Here is a 22881-nt window from a genome sequence, read left to right as displayed (position 1 = left end):
GGGATGTCAATCTCTGTTCCCGCGCCGGTCTGCTAGTGGATGATCACGGTATGCCTTCCGCCCGCCTCTCCGTCGCGCGCGCGTGAGCGCCGTTCCCGGTCCACCCGCGCAGCCACCCTCGGGTCCGGCTGACCGGGCCTCGCACGTCCTGACCAGCATCCGTCGCTCGATCCCACGGGACTGGGACGAGCAGGTAGACCTGTTCGCGATCGTGAAGCTCGACAGCGGCGGCTTCGTCCGCGGGTGGAATCTCGGTGCCGAGCGCATCAAGGGGTACACCGAAGAGGAGATCATCGGCTCGCACTTCTCGCGGTTCTACCGCGAGGATGCGCGTCGGCGAGGTGTGCCCGATCAGCTGCTCGCCGCCGCTCAACGCGACGGGCACGTCGAGGACACCGGCTGGCGCGTCCGCAACGACGGCAGCGAGTTCTGGGCACGAGTGACGATATCGGCGATCCGCAACGACCAGGGTCAAGTACTCGGGTTCGTCAAGATCGTGCGCGACCTGACGAGCGAGAAACAGGCGGCCGACGATCGCGCCACCGCTCGACGCGTCTTCGCCCGAGACCTCCAGTCGCCCGCATCGGCCCTGCGTCGTCACCTCGACCTCCTCGGCGAGGAGCTCGGCGCCGACCACCGCCTGCTGCAGCTTGCGTCGGAGGCCGGCGACCGCATCCTCGCACTGGCAGCGTCGCTCACCGGGAACGCCGACACCCACGCGCAGCGGGGCCGACAACACGCGACGCTCGACACCGTGGCGCGCGCTTCGGTGGCTCTCGTGCTCCCGGGCGACTCCCCCGGCCGCGTCTCGTTCGGGCAGATGGATGCCGTTCCCATCTGCGCTGACGTGCCCCGGTTGCGTCGCGCCATCGCCAATGTCCTCGAAAACGCCGCCAAGTACTCCGACGACATCATCGAGGTGGGGGTCTACGAAACCGACGAGGGCGCGGCCATCCGCGTGCGCGATCGCGGGCGCGGCATCCATCCCGACGACCTCGCCACCATCACGCACGATGGTCTCCGAGGGCGTCTGGCGGATGCCGCAGAGGGTGGTCAGGGAGTCGGGCTGGCGGAGGCGCAGCGCATCATCGGCGAGCACGGAGGCATCCTGCGCATCGTCAGCACCCCCGGCGCGGGGACGACGGTGACGATCACGATCCCCCGAAAAGACGATTCGTCGTCGTGCTGACCCGGTGAGCTGACCCGTTCGCATCGCACCACGCTCGACGCCTCGCGGATGCCGCGCAGAGCGACGATCCGGCTCAGGCCCCTGACACGGTGAGTTCGGCCCCCGCCGCGGCGATCTCGGTCAGCGCGGCGTCGCTCGAGACCGGGTGCACTCCCGCGATCAGATCGGTGAGGACGCGCACGCGGCGCCCCGCCGCGAGCGCATCGAGGGCCGACGCACGGACGCAGTAATCGGTGGCGATACCGACGACGTCGATGTCGCGGATACCGTGCGCGTCGAGGATGCCCGCGGCGGTCTCACCGTCATCGGACACGCCCTCGAAGAGGGAGTAGGCGGGCTTGCCCTGCCCCTTCTTCAGGTGGTGGGTGACGCGCGCGGTGTCGAACACCTCGTCGTAGGCAGCACCGTAGGTGCCGCCTACGCAGTGCACCGGCCAGGTGTCGACGAAATCGGGCGTGGCGGAGAAGTGCCCGCCGTTGTCATCCTCGCCGTGGTGCCAGTCCCGGGAGGCGACGACGACCGCGTACTCACCGGCGCGGGCGTCGAGATAGTGCGAGATACGCTCGGCGACCTCGTCACCGCCCACCACGCCGAGCGCCCCACGTTCCGTGAAGTCGTTCTGCACGTCGACGATGAACAGGGCGCGGGTCATGCGTCGAGCCTACGCGCGCTTCGCCGGCGTCGTCCCTGGCCGGGGACGTCCTGCACCGGTACGGTCGCATCCCGGCGGCCGAGCTTCGACGGCCACCAGATCACACGCCCCAGGTCGTACGCCAGGGCCGGCACGAGCAGCGAACGCACGACGAACGTGTCGAGCAGGACGCCGAAGGCCACGATGAACGCGATCTGGGCGAGGAACAGGATCGGAATCACGCCGAGCGCGGCGAACGTCGCCGCCAGCACCAGTCCGGCCGAGGTGATGACACCTCCGGTGGCGACGAGACCGCGCAGGATGCCGGGACGAGTGCCGTGCGCAAGCGACTCCTCGCGCACGCGCGACATGAGGAAGATGTTGTAGTCGACCCCGAGCGCGACCAGGAAGACGAAGCCGTACAGCGGAACCGAGGGGTCGGCGCCGGGGAAGCCGAAGACGCCGTCGAACACCAGCGCGCTCACCCCGAGGGCTGCCCCGAACGACACGATGACCGTGCCGATGAGGATGAACGGGGCGACGACCGAGCGCAGCAGCGCCATGAGGATCAGCAGGATGACGACGAGCACGATCGGGATGATGAGCGTTCGGTCGCGGATGGAGGTGTCGATCGAGTCGACGTCGGTCGCCGTGACTCCGCCCACGATCGCGGTTCCCTCGCCGAGTTCTGCGGTGAGGGTCGCCCGGACCCCGCGGACGGTGTCGTCGGCCGCCGTGGAGTCGGCGGTGTCGGCGAGAGTCGCAGCGAGCAGCACGTCACCGTCGGACACGGTCGGCGCGGGCGCGGGGGTGCCGGGCGGGCCGAACGCCGTGGTCTGCAGTGTGCCGTCTGCCGCGGTGACGAGTGCCTGGCCGCCCGGGGCGCCGGACGACAGCACGGCGATGCTGTCGATGCCCGCCGCACGCTCGAGCACATCGACGGCCTCGGCGGCCCGGTGCTCGGGCACCAGCACGTAGGCCGGGCTGCCCGACCCACCCGGGAAGTGCTCCGCCAGAGCGACCTGCCCGTCGCGCGCCTCCGAAGCGCCCAGCACGAGGTCGCTCGCGGGTACGCCCTCGGCCCGGAGCTGTGTGACGCCGACGCACGCGGCCAGCAGCACGAGGGTGCACACGATCCACACCGGACGAGCCCGGCGGGCGACGAAGCGGGCCTGCCTCGGCCAGAGGCCCTTCGCGGGTGCGGTGAGATCGGCCGGCAGCGACACGGCGCCGGGCTTCGGGGGGAACGGCCAGAAGGCCGCGCGCCCGAACAGGGCGAGCAGGGCCGGGAGGAAGGTGAGGGCCGACAGGACGGCGAAGGCGATCCCGATGGACGCGATCGGGCCGAGAGCGCGGTTGGTCGCGAGGTCGGACAGCAGCAGGCAGAGCAGACCCGCGATCACGGTTCCGCCCGACGCGAGGATGGGCTCGACGGCTCCTTTCCACGCCCGGATCGTGGCATCCCATCGCTTCTCGCCCTCTCCGATCGCCTCCCGGAATCGCGCGACGTAGAGGAGGGCGTAGTCGGTGGCGGCGCCGATGACGAGGATGAAAAGGATGCCCTGCACCTGCCCGTTCAGCACGACGATGCCCGCGAACGCGAGCCACCACACCGTCAGCAGCGCAACGCACAACGCGAACACCGACGTCAACAAGACGAGAATGGGCAGGAGCGGCGAGCGGTAGACGACGATCAGGATGACGAAGACCGCCGCGAGGGCCACGATCAGCAGCAGCCCGTCGATGCCGAGGAACCCTTTCACGAGGTCGGCGGTGAATCCGGCGGGACCGGTGACCCACGCCTCGACGCCGCCGGGAAGTTCACCGGAGACCGCCTCCCGGACCTTCTCGACTACCTCGCGCACTTCACCCGAGCTGTCGATGGGAACGAAGATCTGCGCGGCCATCCCATCGTCGGAGATGACCGGGGGCGACGTATCGCCCGCCACCCCGTCGATGTCGGCGATGTCCACGGCCAACGCCTGAAGGGCGGTGACCTGCGCGTCGCTCATCGCGCTGCCGTCCGTCGTCTCGGCGACGACGATCGCGGGGATGGTGTCACCCCCGGTGAAGTCCGTCAGCCGCTCGCTGACCCGCGTGGCGTCGGCGGACTGCGGCAGGAACGACGACTGGTCGTTGGTGGCGACCTCGTCGACCTTGCCGAAGAACGGACCGCCCACCGAGCCGCCCACCACCCACAGCAGAACCAGCAGACTCGGGATGCCGACGCGCAGCCAGCGAGAGACGCGGGGGGCGTCGGCGGACCGGCGGAATCGGCGAGAGGCGAGATCGGGAGAAGCGGGCATATAGCTAGCTTATCTAGCTATATGCCCCGAGCGTCAATTCTTCACCCGCGCACGAAGAGCACCACGATCGACACGATGAAGGCCACGAGCCCCAGCGTCAGCACGCCCCCAGCCAACAGCGACATGAAACGCACCAGCGGAGACGAGCGCGTCAGGCGCATGCGATGCGCGCTCCCCCGCCGATAGAAGATGTCGATCATGTCGGCCGAGCCGACCTTGGATTCGTCGTGCGCCGACAGTGCCGCCTCGTTCACGCCGCCGTCATCGTCGAACCACCGCACGACCCGGCCATCGCCCACACGCTCGACCACCGCCCGCGCCGGCAGCCACGTACCGTCGGCGAGCAGAAGGAACACCGCGGCGAGGGCGAGCAGCATCCCCGCCCCCAGGCCCACCCACGTGAAGATCTCGATGAGGGCGTCGAGCGCGTTCGACACGAGGACTCCAGCGGGTAGCGGACGGGAACGACCGTCGGGGGGGCGGGTTGTCAGCCTATCGGGCGCGCTCGGTCGTCCCGGTCGCCGTCGGCTCGAGCCGCCGCGTCCGCGGCGTCGACCGGGGCCACGAGCACCACGGCTCCGACGCGAGGGGCAGGCGACCAGACCCTCCTGGATGCGGTCGCATCGAGCGCCACCCTGGTCGGGTGAGAAAAAGACCCCCACCCGGTGGAAGCGGGTGAGGGCCTTCGGAGCCGCCTAAGGGAATCGAACCCTTGACCTATTCATTACGAGTGAATCGCTCTGCCGTCTGAGCTAAGGCGGCGTGTGCGCGCTGTCGCGTGCACGATCATCGATCTTACATGCTCCAGCGGGCTCGGGTGCACATGGGTGCTGTCGCGGTCAGTAGTCGCCGCTCGCATCGCGGTCGGCGAGGATGTCGCGGCTCGACGACAGGCCCAAGCGGGTCGCTCCTGCCGCGATCATCTGCTCGGCCGCTGCGCGGGTGCGCACGCCCCCCGAGGCCTTCACCTCGGCGCGGTCGCCGACGGTGCGCTTCATCAGCTCGACCGCATGCGCGCTCGCCCCACCCGCCGGGTGAAAGCCGGTCGAGGTCTTGACGAAGTCGGCGCCGGCGGCGACGGCCGCTTCGCACACGGCCACGATGGCCTCGTCGGACAGTGCCGCGGATTCGATGATCACCTTGACCACGATCGGGGCCGGGGCCGCCCCACGCACGGCGCGGATCTCGGCCTCGACGAGACCGTAGTCCCCCGCGACGGCGGCGCCCACGTCGATCACCATGTCGATCTCGTCGGCGCCCTGGGCGACCGACAGCGCCGCCTCGGCCGCCTTGACCTCGGCGTGATGCTTGCCGCTGGGGAAGCCGCACACGACCGCGAGCTTGAGACCCGCGGGCACCTCCACCGGGAGGAACGACGGCGAGATGCACACGCTGTAGGTGCCGAGCTCGGCCCCCTCGGCGATGAGCCGCTCGACGTCGGCGCGGGTGGCCTCGGGCTTGAGCAGGGTGTGGTCGATGTACGTCGCCAGATCGGCGATGGGCTCGGTCATAGGGGTCTCCTCGGGGTATGACGAATGAAGCGCCGGCAGGTCGCTACTCGCAGCGCAGGCCGGCGTCGGGAACGATTCCGTCGACTAGGTAATCGTCGACCGCGCCGTTCACACAGGCGTTGCCCTTGTTGTAGGCGAGGTGCCCCTCGCCGACGTAGGTCACGAGCACGCCCTGCGAGAGCTGCGCGGCGAGCGCCTGCGCCTCGGTGTAGGGGGTGGCGGGGTCACCGGTGGTACCGAGCACGACGATGGGCGGCGAGCCGGGCGCGGTGATCTCCGCGCGGGTGCCCGTCGGCGGCGCGGGCCACGCGCTGCAGGGGTCGGGTCCGACCCAGTACGGCGCGACGACCGGGGCGTCCCGTTCGAGCTCGGCCTCCAGGGCGTCGTCGTCGATGTCGCCCTCTTCCGGATAGTCGATGCAGTTGTAGGCGCGCAGCGCCTCCAGTGTGTTGCTGGGGTACTGCCCGTTCTCGCGGCCGTTGTAGAAGTCGGCCAACTGGAACGCGACGGACGCATCCCCGTTCTGCGTGTCGGTGAGGGCGGTTCGCAGATAGGGCCAGCTCTGGTCGCTGTAGAGCGCGGCGAGGACGGCCGTCATCAAGGTGTCGGCGCCGAGGCTGCGGCCATCTCCGCCGGCCACCGGCCGGGCGTCGACACGTTCGAGAAGCGCGGTGAGGTCGCTCATCGCATCGTCGACGGAACCGGCGAACGGGCAGTCCGATCGTGTGAGGCAGTCGGCCATGAAGGCTCGCAGGGCGTTCTCGAATCCGACCGCCTGCGCGATGCCGCTCGCGCTCCCGGGCAGGCTCGGGTCGATCCCGCCGTCGAGCACCATGCGCCCGACCCGGTCGGGAAACAGCCCGGCGTAGGTGGCTCCGAGCAGTGACCCGTAGGAGAAGCCGAGGTAGTTCAACTTCGGGTCGCCGAGGACGGCACGCAGCAGGTCCATGTCTCGCGCCGCGTTCTCGGTCGAGATGTACGGGAGGATGCCGTCGCTCCCCACCTCGCAGGCCTGGGCGAACGCCGCTTGACGTTGCTCGAGTGCCGCGTCGCGCTCTTCGCTCCCCCGCTTTCCCGGCGGGATGTCGTAGAGGTAGGCGTCCATCCCCGCCGCGTCGTAGCAGGACACCGCCGAGGATCCACCGACCCCGCGTGGATCGAATCCGATGACGTCGTACGAGGCGGTGAGGGAGTCGTCTGCGACGAGCGACAGGGAATCGCGCACGGTGTCGACCCCGCTCACACCGGGGCCTCCCGGGTTGGTCAGCAGCGAGCCGAGGGGCTCCCCCGACGTCGCGCGGTGGCGGATCACGGCCAGGTTCAGATCGCCCGCCGCGGGGTCGGCGTAGTCGCGCGGTGCGGTCACGGTCGCGCAGTCGAAACCCGCGCTCCCGCAGTCGGCCCATTCCACCGTCTGCCCGTAGTACGGCAGGAGCGTGGCGTCGACGCCGTCCGTCTGCGGGGCGAGCGAGCGACCGGTGTCAGGCGCAATGGGCGGGATCTGGGCGTACAGGCATCCGGACAGCACGAGGGCGAGACCCGCGACTCCCGCGATCACGGATGCCAGGCGGCCGCGTACGCTCACGGCGTCGAGCCGTTCGCCACGGTGATCATGAGGCTCTCGATGGCCAGCAGAGGGGCCGCGTTCTGCTCCAGGTTGCGGCGGGTGACCGAGATACGGTCGAGCACGCCGAGCGTGCGGGCCGGCGTCCACTCGGCCGCGAGGGCGCGCAGTGCGTCGAGCCGCTCGCTGTTCACGAGATCGCCCTCGCGACCGTACTGGATCATCACGACGTCGCGGAACAGAGACTGCAGATCGGTGAGCACCCGGTCGATGCCGTCGCGAAGGCTGCGGGTGGCTCTGCGCTTCTGGTCGTCTTCGAGGGCATTGACCTGCCCGCGCACCGACGGCGGTACGGCGGCGCCTTCGGCGATGCCGAACATGCGCAGCAGCGAACGACGCTCCTCGTCGTCGCGGACCGCGGTGAGCGCCTTCGCGTCGTCAGTCGCGAGGCGCACGATCCGGCCCGCGACATCGACGGCATCGCCGATCCCCCGCACCGCGAGCACGGCGGCGAGGGTCTCGGCCCGGCGTGCGCGTGCGTCGTCGTCGGTCGCAAGGCGCTGGGCCATGCCGATGTGGCGCTGCGCATGGCGGGCTGACTCCTCGGCGACATCGGCGGCGACGCCGGTGCGTTCGACGATCAGGGCGGCGACGTCGGCGACGGTCGGCTCGCGAAGTCTCAGCATCCGCACCCGGGAGCGGATGGTGGGCAGCAAGTCGGCGTCGCTCGGGGCGCACAGCACCCAGACCGTCTTCTCGGGGGGCTCTTCGAGGGCCTTCAGCAGCACGTTGGAGGTGCGCTCCGACATGCGGTCGGCGTCTTCGACCACGATGACGCGGTGCCGGCCGAGCGACGGGGCGAACGATGCCCGTTCGACGAGCCGACGGGCCTCGTCGATGCGAATGACCACCTGCTCCGTGCGCAGAGCCGTGAGATCGGGGTGCGTGCGGGCGAGCACCTGCTGCTGGGCGCGCTCGTCGCCCGGGTCGGCGATCAAGGCCGCGGCGAACGCGTAGGCGAGGGTGGACCGCCCCGATCCGGGAGGGCCTGTGATGAGCCAGGCGTGCGCGAGCGCTGAGGGATCGGATGCCGCCGTGCGCAGCGTCTCGACAGCCTCGTGCTGCCCCCAGACGGCGTCCCACGGGAAAGGCGCCGCGCCTGCGGCCTGCCGGGACGGAACGAGGGCGACGGACATGGTCTCCAGCCTAACGGCGGGGTCGGACACCGCCGCTGGCGGTCGCCTGTGCAAACATCGGGAGCGCCGAATCAGCCGAGGCGCCGAGCAACGGCGTCGCGGACGCGAGCAGCGAGATCGTCTGGAGCCGCGTCCGCATCGAGCACGAGGAACCGCTCCGGCTCAGCCGACGCCAAGGAGAGGAAGCCCGCACGCACTCGGGTGTGAAAGTCCTCTTTCTCCGCCTCGAGTCGGTCGAAGGGTTTGTCATCGGCATCGAGACGGCGGCGCGCGGCAGCAGGATCGAGGTCGAGGAGCACTGTCAGGTCTGGCAGCAGTCCGTCCGTCGCCCACAACGACAGCGCGCGGACATCGTCGGCGTCGAGCACCCGTCCGGCCCCCTGGTAGGCGACCGAGGAGTCGAGGTACCGATCCTGGATGACGACATCCCCACGGGCGACGGCGGGCCGGACGTGCGTGGCGATGTGGTGCGCGCGGTCTGCGGCGTACAGCAGCGCCTCGGCGCGGGCGTCGATGTGACCGCGGTGGTGCAGGACGATGTCGCGGATGCGGAGTCCGACGTCGGTGCCGCCGGGCTCACGGGTGCGCACGACGGCGCGTCCCCGCGTCTGCAGCCACTGCTCGAGCAGCGACGCCTGGGTGGTCTTGCCCGCGCCGTCTCCACCCTCGAACGTGACGAACAGCCCCGGCCCCCCGGCCGTCGCCGCCCGAGGGGCGTGCAACGGCCGGGCGAGGTCGTCGGTCACGAGTTCTTCGCCGGGGCCTTGCGCGTGGTCGCGGTCGCCGCAGTCGCCGCCGTCCGGGTCGCAGCGGCCTTCGGCGCGGCGGCGTTGGTCGCCGCCGTTTTGGTCGCCGCGGTTCGGGTCGCCGCGGTCTTGGTCGCCGCGGCTCGGGTCGCAGCGGTCTTGGTCGCGGCGGTCTTCGTCGCAGCGGTCTTCGTCGCCGCGGTCTTCGTCGCAGCCGGCTTGCGCGCCGTGGTGGCCTTCTTCGGGGCGGGTCCCTTCGCGCGCTTGTCGGCGATCAGTTCGACGGCGCGCTCGAAGGTGATCTCCATCGCGTTCTCGCCGCGGGGAACAGTGGCGTTCGTCTCGCCATCGGTGACGTACGGGCCGAAACGACCGTCCTTGAGCTTGAGGGGTTTGCCGCTGACCGGGTCGGCGTCGAACTCTTTCAGCGCACTCGACGCACGCCGGGCGCCGTACTTCGGCTCGGCGTACTTGGCGAGGGCTTCGTTGAGGGTGATGTCGAAGATCTGCTTCTCGTCATCCAGCGACCGGGAGTCGGTCCCCTTCTTCAGGTACGGGCCGAAGCGGCCGTTCTGCGCGGTGATCTCGGCGCCGGTCTCGGGGTCGGAACCGACCACGCGCGGCAGCGAGAGCAACTGCAGCGCGGTGCCGAGATCGACGGTGTCGACCGACATGGAGCGGAACAGCGACGCGGTGCGCGGCTTGGGCGCGGCCTCTTTCTTCACTCCCCGCTTCTTGGGCTGCTCGACGACCTCACCGGTGACCTGGTCGACCTCCTCGGGCTCTTCGGCATCCACCTCTTGCACATACGGCCCGAAGCGGCCGTCTTTCACGACGATGAGCTTGCCGTTCTCCGGGTTCTCCCCCAGCACGCGATCGCCCGCCACAGGGGCGTCGATGAGCTCCCGCGCCTTGTCGGCCGTGAGTTCGTCCGGCGCGAGATCTTCGGGGATGTTGACGATGCGCGGTTTGGCCTCGGCGTCGGCCGCCGGATCGGTGATCTCGAGGTACGGACCGTACTTGCCGAAGCGCAGCGTGGCGGTGTCGGTGATCCGCGTGGAGTTCAGCTCCCGCGCGTCGATCTCACCGAGGTTGTCGACGATGTGCCGCAGCCCCACCTGCTTGTCGGAGCCGAAGTAGAACGACTTCAGCCACTCGGTGCGGCGCTGCTCGCCGCGGGCGATCGCGTCGAGGTCGTCTTCGAGGGCGGCCGTGAAGTCGTAGTCGACGAGGTCGGCGAAGTGCTCCTCGAGCAGACGCACGACGCTGAACGCCAGCCAGCTCGGCACGAGCGCCTGCCCGCGCTTCGTGACGTAGCCGCGGTCGAGGATGACCCCGATGATGCTGGCGAACGTCGACGGGCGGCCGATCCCCTTCTCCTCGAGCGCCTTGACCAGGCTCGCCTCGGTGTAACGGGGTTTCGGCGAGGTGCTGTGGCCCTTGGGCTCGACATCGCTCATCGACAGCTCGTCGCCCACGGCGACCGCGGGCAGCGACTGGTCGGCGTCGTCGTCGTTGCGCTTCTCGTCGGCGCCCTCTTCGTAGGCCTCGAGGAAGCCCTTGAAGGTGTAGACGGTTCCGGATGCCGTGAACTCGGCGACCTGGGCGCCCGCGTTCACCGTGAGGGTGACGGTCGTCGTCTCGTACTTGGCATCGGCCATCTGGCTGGCGACCGTGCGCTTCCAGATGAGGTCGTAGAGCTTCTGCTCGTCACGGTCGAGCGACGACGCGAGCGATGCGGGAGTGCGGAACTCCTCACCGGAGGGGCGGATGGCCTCGTGGGCCTCCTGCGCGTTCTTCGACTTGCTCTTGTAGACGCGCGGATTGGCAGGAACGGCCTTATCGCCGTAGAGCTTCACGGCCTGAGCCCGCGCTGCCGAAACGGCCTGGCCCGAGAGGGCGACCGAGTCGGTACGCATGTAGGTGATGAAGCCCTTCTCGTAGAGCCGCTGAGCAACGCCCATCGCGTGCTTCGCGCTCATCGAGAGCTTGCGCCCGGCCTCCTGCTGCAGGGTGGAGGTCGTAAACGGCGCGCGCGGGCTGCGCGTGCCGGGCTTGGCCTCGACCTTGGCCACGGTGGCGCGACCGGCGGCGGTGATGGCGTCGGCCAGCGCGCGGGCCTGAGCCTCGTCGAGAACGACGACGGCTTTCTTGAGTTGTCCGCTGTCGTCGTAGTCGCCGCCGCGGGCGATGGGGGCGCCGTCGAGACGGTTGAGCCGCGTGGTGAACGACGAGCCGGCCTGCGCGGCGAGCGCCTCGACGTCCCAGTACGAGGCCGAGACGAACGCCATGCGCTCGCGCTCGCGCTCCACGACCATGCGCGTCGCCGCGGACTGCACGCGGCCGGCGCTGAGCGCCGTGCCCTCGCGACCGGAACCGACCTTGCGCCAGAGCACCGGCGAGACGTCCCAGCCATACAGGCGGTCGAGCACTCGACGAGTCTCCTGGGCATCGACGAGAGAGACGTCGAGCTCACGTGTGTGCTCGGCGGCCTCGCGGATGGCGTCCTTGGTGATCTCGTGGAAGATCATGCGGCGAACGGGCACCTTGGGCTTGAGCACCTCGAGCAGGTGCCACGCGATGGCTTCACCCTCGCGGTCGCCATCAGTGGCCAGCAGGACTTCGTCGGCACCCTTGAGCGCCCGCTTGAGCTCGGCGACCGTCTTCGTCTTGCGATCGTTCACGACGTAGAAGGGGTCGAAGTCGTTCTCGACGTCGATGGAGTACTTCCCGTACGCCGCCTTCTTGTCGGCCGGGATCTCCTTCTTCGACGCGAGGTCGCGAATGTGACCGACCGAGCTGAGCACCTCGTAGCCGTCGCCGAGGTATCCCTGGATCGACTTCATCTTCGTCGGGGACTCGACGATGACGAGCTTCTTGCCGTTTGCCACTGGGGTCCTTTCGTCGATGCACACCATACACACGCCTCCCTGTTCGGGATCCGGGAGGTCTCACGGGGCGATCGCTTCGGGAGGTCCGGCCCGGGAGCGCGCATCGAATGGAACTCCACCGTACGCCCCACCGACAGTGATGGTGGCGACAAGACCCGCCAGATCGCACCTGTTCAGTTGTACGTCGCCCGCCGCAGCCACGCGTCCGGCTTGCCGGCACGGTTCGCCGGGCACCGCGCCGCTCGCGGCGTCGGCGGCCGCGAGCGCGGCCGCATCGGCGATCCCGGCGACCCTCTGAGCCTCGATCGCCGCGCCACCGACGACCCCGAGCGACAGGGTGACGGCCGCCAGCGTCGCGACGATACCGACCACGGATACGGTGCCCGCCATCACCGACCCCCGTCGAGCGCGCAGGCGCGTGCCGTCACGTCAGGCAGGGGCAGCCGCACGGGCGCCGGAGCGATCGCCGTCACGCACACCAACCCGTCCCCGCGCTCCACCGACGCCGTTGCGCCGCTCTGGGCGACCATCGCTAAGGCGTCCGCATCCCCACGCCCGAGCAGGCGGGCGGACTCGGTCACGGCATGCTGCAGGCGCACGGTCGCCGACGCCGATCCTAGGATCCCGACGCCGAGCGCGAGCACGACGGCCACCGCGGGGAGGGCCAGCGCGAACTCCGCGGTGACGGCCCCGCGCTCATCGAGCAGCCGCCGCGTCATTGCACGGTGAGTGCGCGTCGCACGAGGTCGGTGAGGATGCCGCGCACCTCGTCGCTGCGCATGATGACGACCAGCAACCCCGCGAAAGCGACGGCCGCCATCGTCGCGATGGCGTACTCGGCCGTCGCCGCCCCGCGTTCGTCGAGAAAGAGTGCACCGGCGCGCCCGGTCGTCAGCGGCGGGAAGGCGGCTCCGGTGTCGTTCGAACGGAGCGCGGAAAAGAGAACGGTCATGAAATCTCCTGGATGTGGGGATGAGGTAGAGGTGTCGAGGTCGGGCGAGGGGTGGGGAGGACGATCACGGCACGGTGGCGCCCCGCAGGATGCCGAGCATCATCGGCGCGACGGCGAGGAAGAGGAAGGCCGGAAGCGTGCAGAGTCCGAGCGGGAGGAGCAGACGCGTCGACAGTCGTGCCGCCGCGGTGCGCCCCTCCGTGCGGGCACGCTGTCGAGCGAGCCAGGCGTCGGCGCGGAGCAACTCCGCGGCGGGCACACCCGCCCGATGGGCGAACTCGACGGTGTCGGTCGCACCATCGGACCGCTCGTCGAGCGCACGGCGAGGCGCCACGGCGTCCACCAACGAGCGAGCGCGGTCGGCGGAGACGCCGGCCGAGAGGGCGACGGCCCACAACTCGGAACGAAGGCCGGGCACCGACGTGGGGGGTCGGGCCCGACGCGAGAGCCGTCGCGACCATGCATGGGAGACCACGACAAGACTCGTACCGGCTCCGAGGCACACCATTCCGACCGCATCGGAGAAGAGGATGCCGACGGAGTCGAACCCGAGAGCCGCCCCCATCGGGACGCCGAGCAGAGGCAACCAGCTCAACAGCCGGGCCGTGGCCGCGGGCTCTGCGAGGGCGACGCGGACGTCGGCCGCGACCTCGGCCGCGTCGCGAAGGGATTCGCTGACCGTTCGCAGCGTGCCGGCGAGCGGCGCGCCCGTCTCGACCGCCACGGTCCACACCGCCGCCACATCTGCCCACGAGCCTCCGGCCCCTGCGAGAACGGATCCGACATCGTCGCCCGCCGCGGCGGCCCGCGCAGCCGAGAGCGCGATGGGGTCACCGTCGTCGGCGAGATGCGCCCAGGCCTTGACCGCCGGCAAACCGGCCGAGAGAAGGACCGCGAGTCTCAGGACCGTCTCGATCGCATCGGCCGGATCCGCGATCGGGCGACGCCGCAGGAGGAATCTCATGTCCACCGCACGGGTTGGATGGCGATCCGCCCGTCATGCACTACGGGCCGCCCCCAGCCGGTCACCTGCCGTCGCCCCGCGATCCTCTCGACGTGAATGACCGCACCGATGGCGCTCGCGGTCTGTCGCGCCGTGGTCGCGGCATCCATCCCCGCCAGTGCGCCGAGCGCTTCCAGCCGCGCCGCGACGTCGAGCAGACCGCTGGCGTGCAGGGTGCCGGCGCCGCCGTCGTGTCCGGTGTTCAACGCCATGAGCAATTCCCGGAGCTCCTCGCCGCGGCATTCGCCGACGACCAAGCGGTCGGGACGCATTCGCAGCGCCTCGCGGACGAGACGGGCCAGAGGGATCCCTCCGGCGCCTTCGATGTTGGGCTGACGGGCCTCGAGGGCGACGTGGTGGGGGTGGTTCGGCCGCAGTTCGGTCACCTCTTCGACCGCGATGATGCGCTGCGTCGACGGCACACACGAGAGCAGGGCGGAGAGCAGCGTGGTCTTGCCCGCCCCCGTGGCCCCGGTGATGAGGACGTTCTCGCGGCGGTCCACCAGGACTTCCAATCGGTCTCGCTGGGGAGCGGACAGCATGCCTCGCCGTTCGAGGTCGGAGAGATCCGGCGCATCCCAGCGGGGAACGCGCACCGACAGCGTCGTCCCGCTCGCGGCAACGGGGGCCAGGACGGCATGGATCCTCACCCCGCGATCGAGTCGCACGTCGACGCACGGGGAGGCGTCATCGAGATGGCGCCCGCCCAGCGCGATCAGGCGGACCGCGACGCGACGCACCTCGGCCTCGCTCGCGCGCCACGAGGCCACGCGTTCAGCGCCGTCACCACGGTCGACGAAGAGTCCTCTCTCGCCGTTGATGAAGAGGTCGGTGACGTCCGGATCGTCGAGGAACGGGCGGAGGAACCTCAACGCCGGATCCTGCCAGGCGGCGGAGGCGGGGTCGGCGGTGATCGGCCGGGAGGGAGCGAGCGAGGACATGCCGACGACTGTAGGAAGGGTGCGCGGCCACCCGTCGGCACGAACATGCGATCCGTGGACGGCCGAGCCGATTCGTGGCCTGTGGAGAGACGTCGGAACACGGTCGTCGGCGACCGCGCGACCCGAAGGGGCCTGAGCGAAGAGGGAGGGGGCGGCATCCCGTCAGTGGGGGGCGAGGGATGCCGCCATGCGCCGGAGGAATATTGGGGGGCTCCCCCCGGACGCAAATGCCGGAAGCGATGTTCGGGCACTTATAGATTACGCGTGCCGAAAAGCTCACATCAACTCCGACTCACCCATCCATCGCGATATATCACTTGTTTCGCGTAAATCGAGATGCCAACTATCGGAGGTGGCCCGCGTCGGAGGGGGTCGCTAGCGTGACCGGGATGATGACTCCGCGCGCTGACGCGGGCGTCACGTGAACGCGAAGGAGCGCCGCGATGAGCAGCCAGATCGACCATCTCCTCTCCGAGTCCCGGCGGTTTCCCCCGTCGGCCGCATTCGCCGAGCAAGCCGTGGGCGGCAACGCCCTGTACGAGCGGGCCGCCGCCGACCGTGAGGGGTTCTGGGCCGAACAGGCACGCGAGCTGCACTGGCACACGCCCTTCACGCAAGTCTTGGACTGGACGAACCCGCCCTTCGCCGAATGGTTCGCGGATGGGGAGCTGAACGTCGCCTACAACTGCCTCGACCGGCACGTCGAAGCGGGCAACGGCGACCGCATCGCCCTCCGGTGGGAGGGCGAGCCCGGCGATCAGCGCAACGTCACCTACGCCGAGCTCACCGACGAGGTCAAGCGCCTCGCGAACGTCCTTACCGACCTCGGTGTCGAGAGGGGTGATCGCGTGGCCCTCTATCTGCCCATGATCCCCGAGGCGATCACCTCGATGCTGGCCATCGCCCGGATCGGCGCGGTGCACTCCGTCGTCTTCGGGGGCTTCTCCGCCGACAGCCTCCGCTCCCGCATCGACGACGCCGGCGCGAAGATCGTCATCACCGCCGACGGCGGCTGGCGCAAGGGCAAGGTCTCACCCCTCAAGCCCGCGGTCGATCAGGCTCTCGCCGACCGGAACGGCTCCGGCATCCAGGAGACCGTCGAGCACGTGATCGTCGTCAAGCGCGGCGAGAACGACGTGGAGTGGACCGACGAACGCGACCTGTGGTGGCACGACGTGGTCCCGCAGGCGTCCACGGAGCACGAGGCGCAGGCCTTCCCCGCCGAGACGCCGCTGTTCATCCTCTACACCTCCGGCACCACGGGGAAGCCGAAGGGCATCCTGCACACCTCGGGCGGCTACCTCACGCAGGCGGCGTTCACCAACCGCGTCGTGCACGACGTGCACCCCGAGACGGACGTGTACTGGTGCACGGCCGACATCGGCTGGGTCACCGGCCACACCTACGTCACCTACGGTCCCCTCGCCAACGGAGCCACTCAGCTGCTGTACGAGGGCACGCCCGACACACCGCACCCGGGTCGCTGGTGGGAGCTGATCGAGAAGCACGGCGTGACCGTCTTCTACACGGCGCCGACGGCCATCCGCTCGTTCATGAAGATCGGCCGTGACGTGCCCCAGGGGTTCGATCTGTCGTCGCTGCGTCTGCTCGGATCCGTCGGCGAACCGATCAACCCCGAAGCGTGGGTCTGGTACCGCGAGATCATCGGCGGCGACGAGACGCCGATCGTCGACACGTGGTGGCAGACCGAGACCGGGGCCATCATGATCTCCGCCCTGCCGGGGGTGACCGAGACCAAGCCCGGATCCGCTCAGGTGCCGATCCCCGGCGTGTCGATCGCGGTCGTCGACGACAACGGCGACCCCGTCGGAAACGGCAGCGGTGGTCTGCTCGTGGTGACCGAGCCGTGGCCCAGCATGCTGCGCGGCATCTGGGGCGACCCCGATCGCTACCGCGAGACGTACTGGGAGAAGTTCGCCGACAAGGGCTACTACTTCGCCGGCGATGGTGCTCGTCTCGACGAGGACGGCGACGTCTGGCTGCTCGGGCGCGTGGACGACGTCATGAACGTCTCCGGCCACCGTTTGTCGACCGCCGAGATCGAATCGGCCCTGGTGGGGCACGAGGGCGTCGCCGAAGCGGCTGTGGTGGGCGCCTCCGACGAGACGACCGGCCAAGCCGTCGTCGCCTTCGTCATCATCAAGAGCCGCTACCTGAAGCAGAAGCCGGTCGACGGCCTCGGCGACGAGCTGCGCAGGTGGGTCGGCGAGCAGATCGGACCCATCGCGCGTCCGCGAGACGTCTACATCGTCGGCGAACTGCCCAAGACGCGGTCGGGCAAGATCATGCGCCGCCTGCTGCGCGACGTGGCGGAGGGCCGCGAGGTCGGCGACACGACGACCCTGGCCGACACCGCCGTGATGAGCGTGATCAGCGCCCAGGTGAAATGACGTCGTCGTTCACGGATGCCGGTCGGTTCCGGCATTCATGAACGACGAGCCCGCGTGGTCTCAGCGCCCGCGGAGACGAAGACGGGGCCGTTCAATGAACGGCCCCGTCTCGTTGTCATCAGGCCGAGCGACGACGGCGAACGAGCAGGATCACTGCGCCGATGGCGAGGACACCCGCTGCGATCAGCGCGATGGGCAGCAGGGCGGCGCCGGACATACCGGTCGTCGCCAGCGAGCCCTTACCGGACTGAGCGTTGTTGGCCGGGACGGGCACCGCGGTCGCGGTGGCCGTCGCCGTCGGTGCGGCGGTGGGCGTAGCCGTCGGCGTGGCCGTGGGCGACGCGGTCGGCGTGGCCGTGGGCGACGCGGTCGGCGTAGCCGTCGGCGTGGCCGTGGGCGATGCGGTCGGCGTGGCGGTGGGCGACGCGGTCGGCGTGGCGGTGGGCGACGCGGTCGGCGTGGGCGTCGGGGTCGGCGGCAGGTCGCAACCGATCACGGTGACACGCGAGTCCCACGCGGTGATGACGCCCGAGGTCCACTCGGGGTCGCCGCCGCGCGAGGAGGAACCGAACGCGACACCCGCGGTGGTGTTGAGGTCGCTGCAGTCGTACCCGTCGAATGACGCCGACCAGGTCCACGTCTCACCGGGCGCGAAGCGCTTCTCGCTGAAGGTCTCGACCCACCCGTTGGTCTGGGCGACCGTCGCCGAGCCGTAAGCGGTGACAGCCGAGGTGTTCTTCGCCCAGACCGCGACGTCGACCTCGTTGGGCGTGGTGAAGTCCAGCGTGACCCGCACATCACCCGTGATGTCGGCCGCGTAGGCGGCGGGAACGCTGATCCCCGCGCCGACAGCGAGGGCGAGCGCGGTCGCGCCAGCAGCCCAGATTTTCGTCGTCTTCTTCATGTTTCCCCGTATTCCCCTAAAGAATGTGCCTCCCACGGCACGGTGGGCGGCGAGCGCAAATGCGCGTCCCCGTAAATACCCTAATCATTCGATGGGCATATTCTGAAAACCGAAAAGACACGCTAGGTTACGCTTTCGCTTCGGGGCTGAAGCGGGCGTTCATCAGGCGACGGTGAAGACGACCTCGACCTCGACCGGGCTGTCCAGCGGCAGGACGGGCACGCCGACGGCAGAGCGTGCGTGCGCACCGGACTCACCGAACACCTCGCCGAACAACTCGCTCGCGCCGTTGATGACCCCCGGCTGCCCCGTGAACTCCGGAACGGATGCCACGAAGCCGGTGAGCTTGAGCACACCGGTCAGGTTGTCGACACCGCCGACGACCGCCGCCGCCGCCGCGATGGCGTTGAGCGCACATTGGCGAGCGAAGGTCTTGGCGTCAGCGGGGTCGACGAGCCCCTCGGACTCCCCGACCTTGCCGATGGCCGGAAGGGCGCCGTTCACCATCGGCAACTGGCCCGAGGTGTAGACCAGGTCGCCATGGCGCTTCGCCGGGATGTAGGCGGCGACCGGGGGAACGACCCCCGGAAGGTCGACGCCGAGTGCGCTCAGGCGCTCCGAGACGCTCATCACTGTCCCTCGAACTGACGCGCCGCGGCCTCCGCTGCGCCGAGCCCGGCATTGGCCGAGCCCCCGCCGGTCGGGCGCTTGAAGTACGCCACGAGTCCCCCCTCGGGGCCGGGCACCACCTGGACGAGCTCCCACCCCTGCTTTCCCCAGTTGTTGAGGATGGCCGCGGTGTTGTGGATCAGCAGCGGAGTGGTGAGGTATTCCCACGTGGTCATGTCGGGCTCCCGGCGATGGCTCGGAGCGCGCAGCATTCGCGTGCGCGCGGGGACGAATGGCGTACGCACGCGAGCGCACGCCTTCAAGGCATCGCCCAGCAACGTCGCTTAGCATCAAGCCTATGCCCGAGAACAAACGTACGGCTAGCGGTGCCCTCGGCGGCATCCTGGGCCTCGTCGGACTCAGCGCGGTCGCCGGACTCCTGGTCACCGCAGCCGTCACGCCGGCCATCGCCGTCTCCGGTGCCGCTGCCTCCAGCGCCATCTCGATCTTCGACAAGATGCCCAGCTACCTGCAGCCCGACGAGCTCATGCAGCCGACGACGCTGATGGCCGGCGACCGGGTCCTGGCGAAGTTCTACGACCAGAACCGCTCCCCCGTCACCTTCGAGCAGGTCGCGCCCGTCATGTACGACGCTGTCCTGTCGTCGGAAGACCCCCGCTACTACCAGCACGGCGGTGTCGATCTGATCGGCACCACACGTGCGCTGCTCAACAACGCGGCCAGCGGCGAGACGCAGGGTGGATCGTCGATCAGCCAGCAGTACGTCAAGAACGTGCTGGTACAGCGCTGCGAGCGCGACGCGAAGGCCGTCGAGCCCACCGACGCCGACCCCATCGGCCAGACCCGCGACGAAGTCCTGCAGAACTGCGCTTCCGCCGCTGTCCAGGCCGAGGGTGCCGAAGGCTACCAGCGCAAGCTGCAGGAGATGCGCTACGCCATCCAGCTCGAGAAGGAGTACTCGAAGGACCAGATTCTTCTGGGCTACCTCAACATCGCCAACTTCGGCGGGGTGACCTACGGCATCGACGCCGCGGCCAAGCGCTACTTCGACGTGTCGGCCTCGCAGTTGAACATCGGCCAGGCAGCGGTCCTTGCCGGCATGGTGCAGAACCCGAACCGCTTCCGCGTCGACAAGCCGGAAGGTTCCATCGTCTGGGACGACGGCACGACCTACAACAAGCAGCCCGACGGGTCCATCGACGACGTCGAGCAGAGCACCATCCAGGCTCTGTACACGCTTCGTGACAACGGCGAGATCACGCAGGAGCAGCTCCTCGCAGCAGCCGACGGCTACAGCGAGACCAAGGGTCGTCAGTTGTACGTGCTGAGCCGCATGGAGGCCGACGGCAAGATCACGCACGAGCAGTACGTGCAGTTCGCCGTCGAACCGATCACGCCCAAGGTCTCCGAAACCCAGCAGGGCTGCGGCTCGTCGGGCGCGCCGTACTTCTGTCAGTACGTGGTGTCGACGATCCTGAACGACCCGGCCTTCGGCGCCGAGACGGATGACCGCGTGCGCGCCCTCCGCCAGGACGGCCTGACGATCCAGACCACGCTGGACTGGCGCATGCAGGATGCCGCGCAGAACACGATGAACGAGAACACCCCGGAGAGCATCGACGGGATGAGGTTCGGTTCGACCGCCGTCAGTCTCGAGGCCAAGTCGGGGCGTGTGCTCGCCATCGCGCAGAACACCAAGTTCACGCAGGACCGCGATCTCGCCGACTCCGACCCGTCGTACAGCTCCATCGTGTTCGCCGGTGACTCCACCAACGGCGGATCGATCGGCTTCCCCGTCGGATCGACCTTCAAGCTCTTCACACTCGTCGACTGGCTCGAGAAGGGCCACTCGCTCAACGAGACACTCAACGGTCGCCTGCGACCGGTGCCGAACATGACCAACTCGTGTTCCGGCAACTGGGTGAACCAGGAGAACACGACCATCAACAACTTCGCCCGCAACCAGGGCTACGTCGGGACGCCGATGATGTTCACGCGTGACTCCCTGAACACCGGCTACCTCGCCATGGCGGCGGAGCTCGACCTCTGCGACATCGCCAAGGTCGTGAAGAAGCTCGGCGTGACGAAGGGGACCGGCGACGAGATCAAGATGGAGAACGCCAACGAGGTGATCGGCAGCGACAACGTCTCGCCCCTGGCCATGGCCGGCGCCTTCGCGACGGTCGCGAACGGCGGCACGCGCTGCCAGCCGAAGGTCATCGACAAGGTCACCACCGCCGACGGTGAAGAGCGCCCGATCCCGGAGCGCACGTGCGAAGCGGTGCTCACCCCCGAGATCGCCGCGACGACCGCGTACGCCCTCCAGGGTGTCATGCAGCGCGGCGGAACAGGTGTGGACGCCAACCCCGACGACGGTACCCCGGTGATGGGCAAGACGGGTACGCACGAAGGCTTCCAGACCTGGATGATCGAGTCGTCGACCAACGCGACGACGGCTGTCTGGGTCGGCAACTCGGACGGCGACAAGGACCTGTTCGGCGAGTATGCCAAGGGCAACCAGCTGAGCAGCATGCGCTACGTCCTCGCCCGTGACATCCAGAGTGCCGCCAACGAGTTCTACGGCGGCGACCGTTTCCCGGACCCCGTGTCGAACCTCCTGCGCACGCAGCAGCGCGACCTGCCCAACGTCGTGGGCCAGAGCATCGACAGCGCTCGCTCGACCCTGACCGGCGCGGGATTCCGCGTCACCGTCGGCGACCCCGTCGACTCCGCGTCTGGAGCCGACACCGTCGCCGCACAGAGCCCCAACGGGGGTTCCGCCCCGGCCGGCTCGACCATCACCATCAACCCCGGCAACGGCCAGAGCGGGACGGTTCCGAACGTCGACGGGCAGACGGTGAACGCCGCCCGCGCGGCTCTCGCGGGTGCGGGATACGGCAACGTCTCGATCGGTTCGTGCCAGGCGGATGCCAACGCTCCGGCTGAGGGTCAGGTCGTCAGCACCAGCCCGGCCGGTGGCGCCGATGCGAACAAGAGCACGACGGTCGCTTTGTCGGTCGTGGCGAAAGCCTGCCCGTGACGCGCCCCGTGGTGACCGCCGCCCTCGCACCCCTCGGGGTCGCGGGGGCGGCGGCTGTCGGGGCCACCGTCTGGGGCGTGGGTATCGAGCGATACCTCTTCACGGTGCGCTACCACGCGCTTCGGGTGCTGCCGAAGGGCGCGGAGCCTCTCCGTGTGCTCCACGTCTCCGACGCTCACATGGCGCCGTGGCAGCACCGCAAGCAGGAGTGGATGGCGCGCCTGGCGGAGCTGTCCCCCGACCTCGTCGTCAACACCGGTGACAACCTCGGGCACCGTGACGGGCTGACCGGCATCCGCACGGCGTTCTCCCCCCTGCGCGGAATTCCGGGGCTCGTGGTGCACGGCTCGAACGACTATCAAGAGCCTGCTCCCCGTAATCCGCTGCGCTACTTCCTCGGTCCGTCGGGGCATCTGCCGGCGCACAAGCATCTCGACGTCGACGCACTCGATCGGTTCTTCACCGACGACCTCGGGTGGAGCATCCTCGACGACACGGCCGTGTCGTTGGAGATCAAGGGTCTGAGAGTGACCGCCTTCGGTGTGAACGACGGCCATCGCGGCTGGGACCACCCCGAGCTGATTCCGCCCGTCGTCGAGACCCTGGATGCCGCTGACCTCACTCTCGGCGTGATGCACGCGCCCTACCGGCGCACCCTGGACACCTTCACCGACTTCGGCGCCGACGTGATGCTGGCGGGCCACACCCACGGCGGACAGGTGCGCGTGCCTTTCAGCCGGAAGGCGCTCGTCTCCAATTGCGACATCCCGCTCGACCAGGCCCGAGGTTTGAGCGAGTGGACGCACGACGGACGCGCGGTTCCGCTGAACGTAAGCGCGGGTCTGGGCCATTCGATCTACGCGCCCGTGCGGTTCGGGTGCCGCCCCGAGGCGACGCTTCTGACGCTGCTGCCTCGCTGACGCATCCTCCCCACCCGGTCAAGGGGCTGATCCATTCACGGATCGG

Annotated in this window: 20 protein-coding genes and 1 tRNA gene; 4 read left to right on the top strand and 17 right to left on the bottom strand. The window is 69.4% G+C overall.

Going from position 1 to position 22881, the window contains the following annotated elements:
- The first annotated feature begins 82 nt into the window (after positions 1-82).
- The gene (locus MT347_RS13435; RefSeq protein ID WP_243501704.1) at positions 83-1189 is read left to right on the top strand and encodes an ATP-binding protein; all 1107 of its coding nucleotides are present in this window, start codon (positions 83-85) and stop codon (positions 1187-1189) included.
- A 73-nt stretch (positions 1190-1262) separates the two neighbouring features.
- Here the strand turns inward: MT347_RS13435 and MT347_RS13430 are convergent, their stop codons facing one another.
- The 14 genes from MT347_RS13430 to MT347_RS13365 all read right to left on the bottom strand — a co-directional run bounded on the left by MT347_RS13430 (position 1263) and on the right by MT347_RS13365 (position 14930).
- Positions 1263-1841, bottom strand: coding sequence for an isochorismatase family protein (locus tag MT347_RS13430; protein ID WP_243501703.1), 579 nt, complete (start codon positions 1839-1841; stop codon positions 1263-1265).
- Entirely contained in the window at positions 1838-4126 is a 2289-nt protein-coding gene (locus tag MT347_RS13425; RefSeq protein ID WP_243501702.1) for an efflux RND transporter permease subunit, read from the bottom strand. Before MT347_RS13425 ends, MT347_RS13430 begins: the two co-directional genes overlap by 4 nt.
- A 41-nt stretch (positions 4127-4167) precedes the next feature.
- Entirely contained in the window at positions 4168-4563 is a 396-nt protein-coding gene (locus MT347_RS13420; RefSeq protein WP_243501700.1) for a hypothetical protein, read from the bottom strand.
- A gap of 252 nt (positions 4564-4815) precedes the next feature.
- Positions 4816-4888 (bottom strand) — tRNA-Thr (locus MT347_RS13415).
- 77 nt (positions 4889-4965) lie between these two features.
- The gene (gene deoC / locus MT347_RS13410) at positions 4966-5637 is read right to left on the bottom strand and encodes a deoxyribose-phosphate aldolase (RefSeq protein WP_243501699.1); all 672 of its coding nucleotides are present in this window, start codon (positions 5635-5637) and stop codon (positions 4966-4968) included.
- Positions 5638-5680: 43 nt separating this feature from the next.
- Positions 5681-7222, bottom strand: a complete 1542-nt coding sequence (locus MT347_RS13405; RefSeq protein WP_243501697.1) for an alpha/beta hydrolase — start codon at positions 7220-7222, stop codon at positions 5681-5683.
- Positions 7219-8397: a DNA polymerase III subunit delta' gene (locus tag MT347_RS13400; RefSeq protein ID WP_243501695.1), complete on the bottom strand. Its 1179-nt coding sequence runs from the start codon at positions 8395-8397 to the stop codon at positions 7219-7221. Before MT347_RS13400 ends, MT347_RS13405 begins: the two co-directional genes overlap by 4 nt.
- Before the next feature lie 71 nt (positions 8398-8468).
- Positions 8469-9143 (bottom strand): dTMP kinase, encoded by a 675-nt coding sequence (gene tmk / locus MT347_RS13395; protein WP_243501694.1) that lies wholly within the window; start codon positions 9141-9143, stop codon positions 8469-8471.
- Positions 9140-12034, bottom strand: coding sequence for a type I DNA topoisomerase (gene topA, locus MT347_RS13390; protein ID WP_243501692.1), 2895 nt, complete (start codon positions 12032-12034; stop codon positions 9140-9142). The genes tmk and topA overlap by 4 nt, the downstream gene beginning before the upstream one ends.
- Positions 12035-12094: 60 nt before the next feature.
- Entirely contained in the window at positions 12095-12424 is a 330-nt protein-coding gene (locus MT347_RS13385; RefSeq protein WP_243501690.1) for an Rv3654c family TadE-like protein, read from the bottom strand.
- On the bottom strand, positions 12424-12753 hold the full coding sequence (locus MT347_RS13380) for a TadE family type IV pilus minor pilin (RefSeq protein ID WP_243501689.1): 330 nt from the start codon (positions 12751-12753) through the stop codon (positions 12424-12426). The genes MT347_RS13385 and MT347_RS13380 overlap by 1 nt, the downstream gene beginning before the upstream one ends.
- Positions 12750-12986 (bottom strand): DUF4244 domain-containing protein, encoded by a 237-nt coding sequence (locus MT347_RS13375; RefSeq protein WP_243501687.1) that lies wholly within the window; start codon positions 12984-12986, stop codon positions 12750-12752. Before MT347_RS13375 ends, MT347_RS13380 begins: the two co-directional genes overlap by 4 nt.
- Before the next feature lie 64 nt (positions 12987-13050).
- Positions 13051-13950 (bottom strand): type II secretion system F family protein, encoded by a 900-nt coding sequence (locus tag MT347_RS13370; RefSeq protein ID WP_243501686.1) that lies wholly within the window; start codon positions 13948-13950, stop codon positions 13051-13053.
- On the bottom strand, positions 13947-14930 hold the full coding sequence (locus tag MT347_RS13365) for a TadA family conjugal transfer-associated ATPase (RefSeq protein WP_243501684.1): 984 nt from the start codon (positions 14928-14930) through the stop codon (positions 13947-13949). Before MT347_RS13365 ends, MT347_RS13370 begins: the two co-directional genes overlap by 4 nt.
- Before the next feature lie 443 nt (positions 14931-15373).
- Here MT347_RS13365 and acs point away from each other — a divergent pair, with 443 nt between their 5' ends.
- A complete protein-coding gene (gene acs, locus MT347_RS13360; protein WP_243501682.1) occupies positions 15374-17341 on the top strand; it encodes an acetate--CoA ligase in 1968 nt (655 codons plus the stop codon).
- A 118-nt stretch (positions 17342-17459) separates the two neighbouring features.
- On the opposite strand, the gene MT347_RS13355 is transcribed toward acs, so the two are convergent.
- From MT347_RS13355 to MT347_RS13345, 3 genes are all read right to left on the bottom strand, one after another.
- Positions 17460-18245, bottom strand: a complete 786-nt coding sequence (locus tag MT347_RS13355; protein WP_243501681.1) for a hypothetical protein — start codon at positions 18243-18245, stop codon at positions 17460-17462.
- A gap of 162 nt (positions 18246-18407) precedes the next feature.
- Positions 18408-18875 carry a RidA family protein gene (locus MT347_RS13350; RefSeq protein ID WP_243501679.1) on the bottom strand — a complete coding sequence of 156 codons (468 nt, stop codon included), beginning with the start codon at positions 18873-18875 and terminating at the stop codon, positions 18408-18410.
- Positions 18875-19090 carry a DUF4177 domain-containing protein gene (locus tag MT347_RS13345; RefSeq protein WP_243501678.1) on the bottom strand — a complete coding sequence of 72 codons (216 nt, stop codon included), beginning with the start codon at positions 19088-19090 and terminating at the stop codon, positions 18875-18877. The genes MT347_RS13350 and MT347_RS13345 overlap by 1 nt, the downstream gene beginning before the upstream one ends.
- 122 nt (positions 19091-19212) lie before the next feature.
- Between MT347_RS13345 and MT347_RS13340 the strand changes: the two genes are divergently transcribed.
- The gene (locus tag MT347_RS13340; protein ID WP_243501676.1) at positions 19213-21915 is read left to right on the top strand and encodes a transglycosylase domain-containing protein; all 2703 of its coding nucleotides are present in this window, start codon (positions 19213-19215) and stop codon (positions 21913-21915) included.
- Positions 21912-22835: a metallophosphoesterase gene (locus MT347_RS13335; protein WP_243501674.1), complete on the top strand. Its 924-nt coding sequence runs from the start codon at positions 21912-21914 to the stop codon at positions 22833-22835. The genes MT347_RS13340 and MT347_RS13335 overlap by 4 nt, the downstream gene beginning before the upstream one ends.
- Positions 22836-22881 lie beyond the last annotated feature (46 nt).

It is taken from the genome of Microbacterium sp. VKM Ac-2923 (assembly GCF_022815605.1).
Lineage (GTDB): Bacteria > Actinomycetota > Actinomycetes > Actinomycetales > Microbacteriaceae > Microbacterium.
Note: the sequence above shows the minus strand (reverse complement) of the source record. Positions and strands in the feature narration are given on the sequence as shown.

What these genes read in the sequence shown, in the direction of transcription:
- MT347_RS13350 (WP_243501679.1), bottom strand. Translation starts at nt 18,875, where the DNA reads ATGAGCGTCTCGGAGCGCCTGAGCGCACTCGGCGTCGACCTTCCGGGG.
- MT347_RS13340 (WP_243501676.1), top strand. Translation starts at nt 19,213, where the DNA reads ATGCCCGAGAACAAACGTACGGCTAGCGGTGCCCTCGGCGGCATCCTG.
- MT347_RS13375 (WP_243501687.1), bottom strand. Translation starts at nt 12,986, where the DNA reads ATGACCGTTCTCTTTTCCGCGCTCCGTTCGAACGACACCGGAGCCGCC.
- MT347_RS13365 (WP_243501684.1), bottom strand. Translation starts at nt 14,930, where the DNA reads ATGTCCTCGCTCGCTCCCTCCCGGCCGATCACCGCCGACCCCGCCTCC.
- MT347_RS13345 (WP_243501678.1), bottom strand. Translation starts at nt 19,090, where the DNA reads ATGACCACGTGGGAATACCTCACCACTCCGCTGCTGATCCACAACACC.
- MT347_RS13380 (WP_243501689.1), bottom strand. Translation starts at nt 12,753, where the DNA reads ATGACGCGGCGGCTGCTCGATGAGCGCGGGGCCGTCACCGCGGAGTTC.
- acs (WP_243501682.1), top strand. Translation starts at nt 15,374, where the DNA reads ATGAGCAGCCAGATCGACCATCTCCTCTCCGAGTCCCGGCGGTTTCCC.
- MT347_RS13355 (WP_243501681.1), bottom strand. Translation starts at nt 18,245, where the DNA reads ATGAAGAAGACGACGAAAATCTGGGCTGCTGGCGCGACCGCGCTCGCC.
- MT347_RS13425 (WP_243501702.1), bottom strand. Translation starts at nt 4,126, where the DNA reads ATGCCCGCTTCTCCCGATCTCGCCTCTCGCCGATTCCGCCGGTCCGCC.
- MT347_RS13370 (WP_243501686.1), bottom strand. Translation starts at nt 13,950, where the DNA reads ATGAGATTCCTCCTGCGGCGTCGCCCGATCGCGGATCCGGCCGATGCG.
- MT347_RS13400 (WP_243501695.1), bottom strand. Translation starts at nt 8,397, where the DNA reads ATGTCCGTCGCCCTCGTTCCGTCCCGGCAGGCCGCAGGCGCGGCGCCT.
- MT347_RS13385 (WP_243501690.1), bottom strand. Translation starts at nt 12,424, where the DNA reads ATGGCGGGCACCGTATCCGTGGTCGGTATCGTCGCGACGCTGGCGGCC.
- deoC (WP_243501699.1), bottom strand. Translation starts at nt 5,637, where the DNA reads ATGACCGAGCCCATCGCCGATCTGGCGACGTACATCGACCACACCCTG.
- MT347_RS13430 (WP_243501703.1), bottom strand. Translation starts at nt 1,841, where the DNA reads ATGACCCGCGCCCTGTTCATCGTCGACGTGCAGAACGACTTCACGGAA.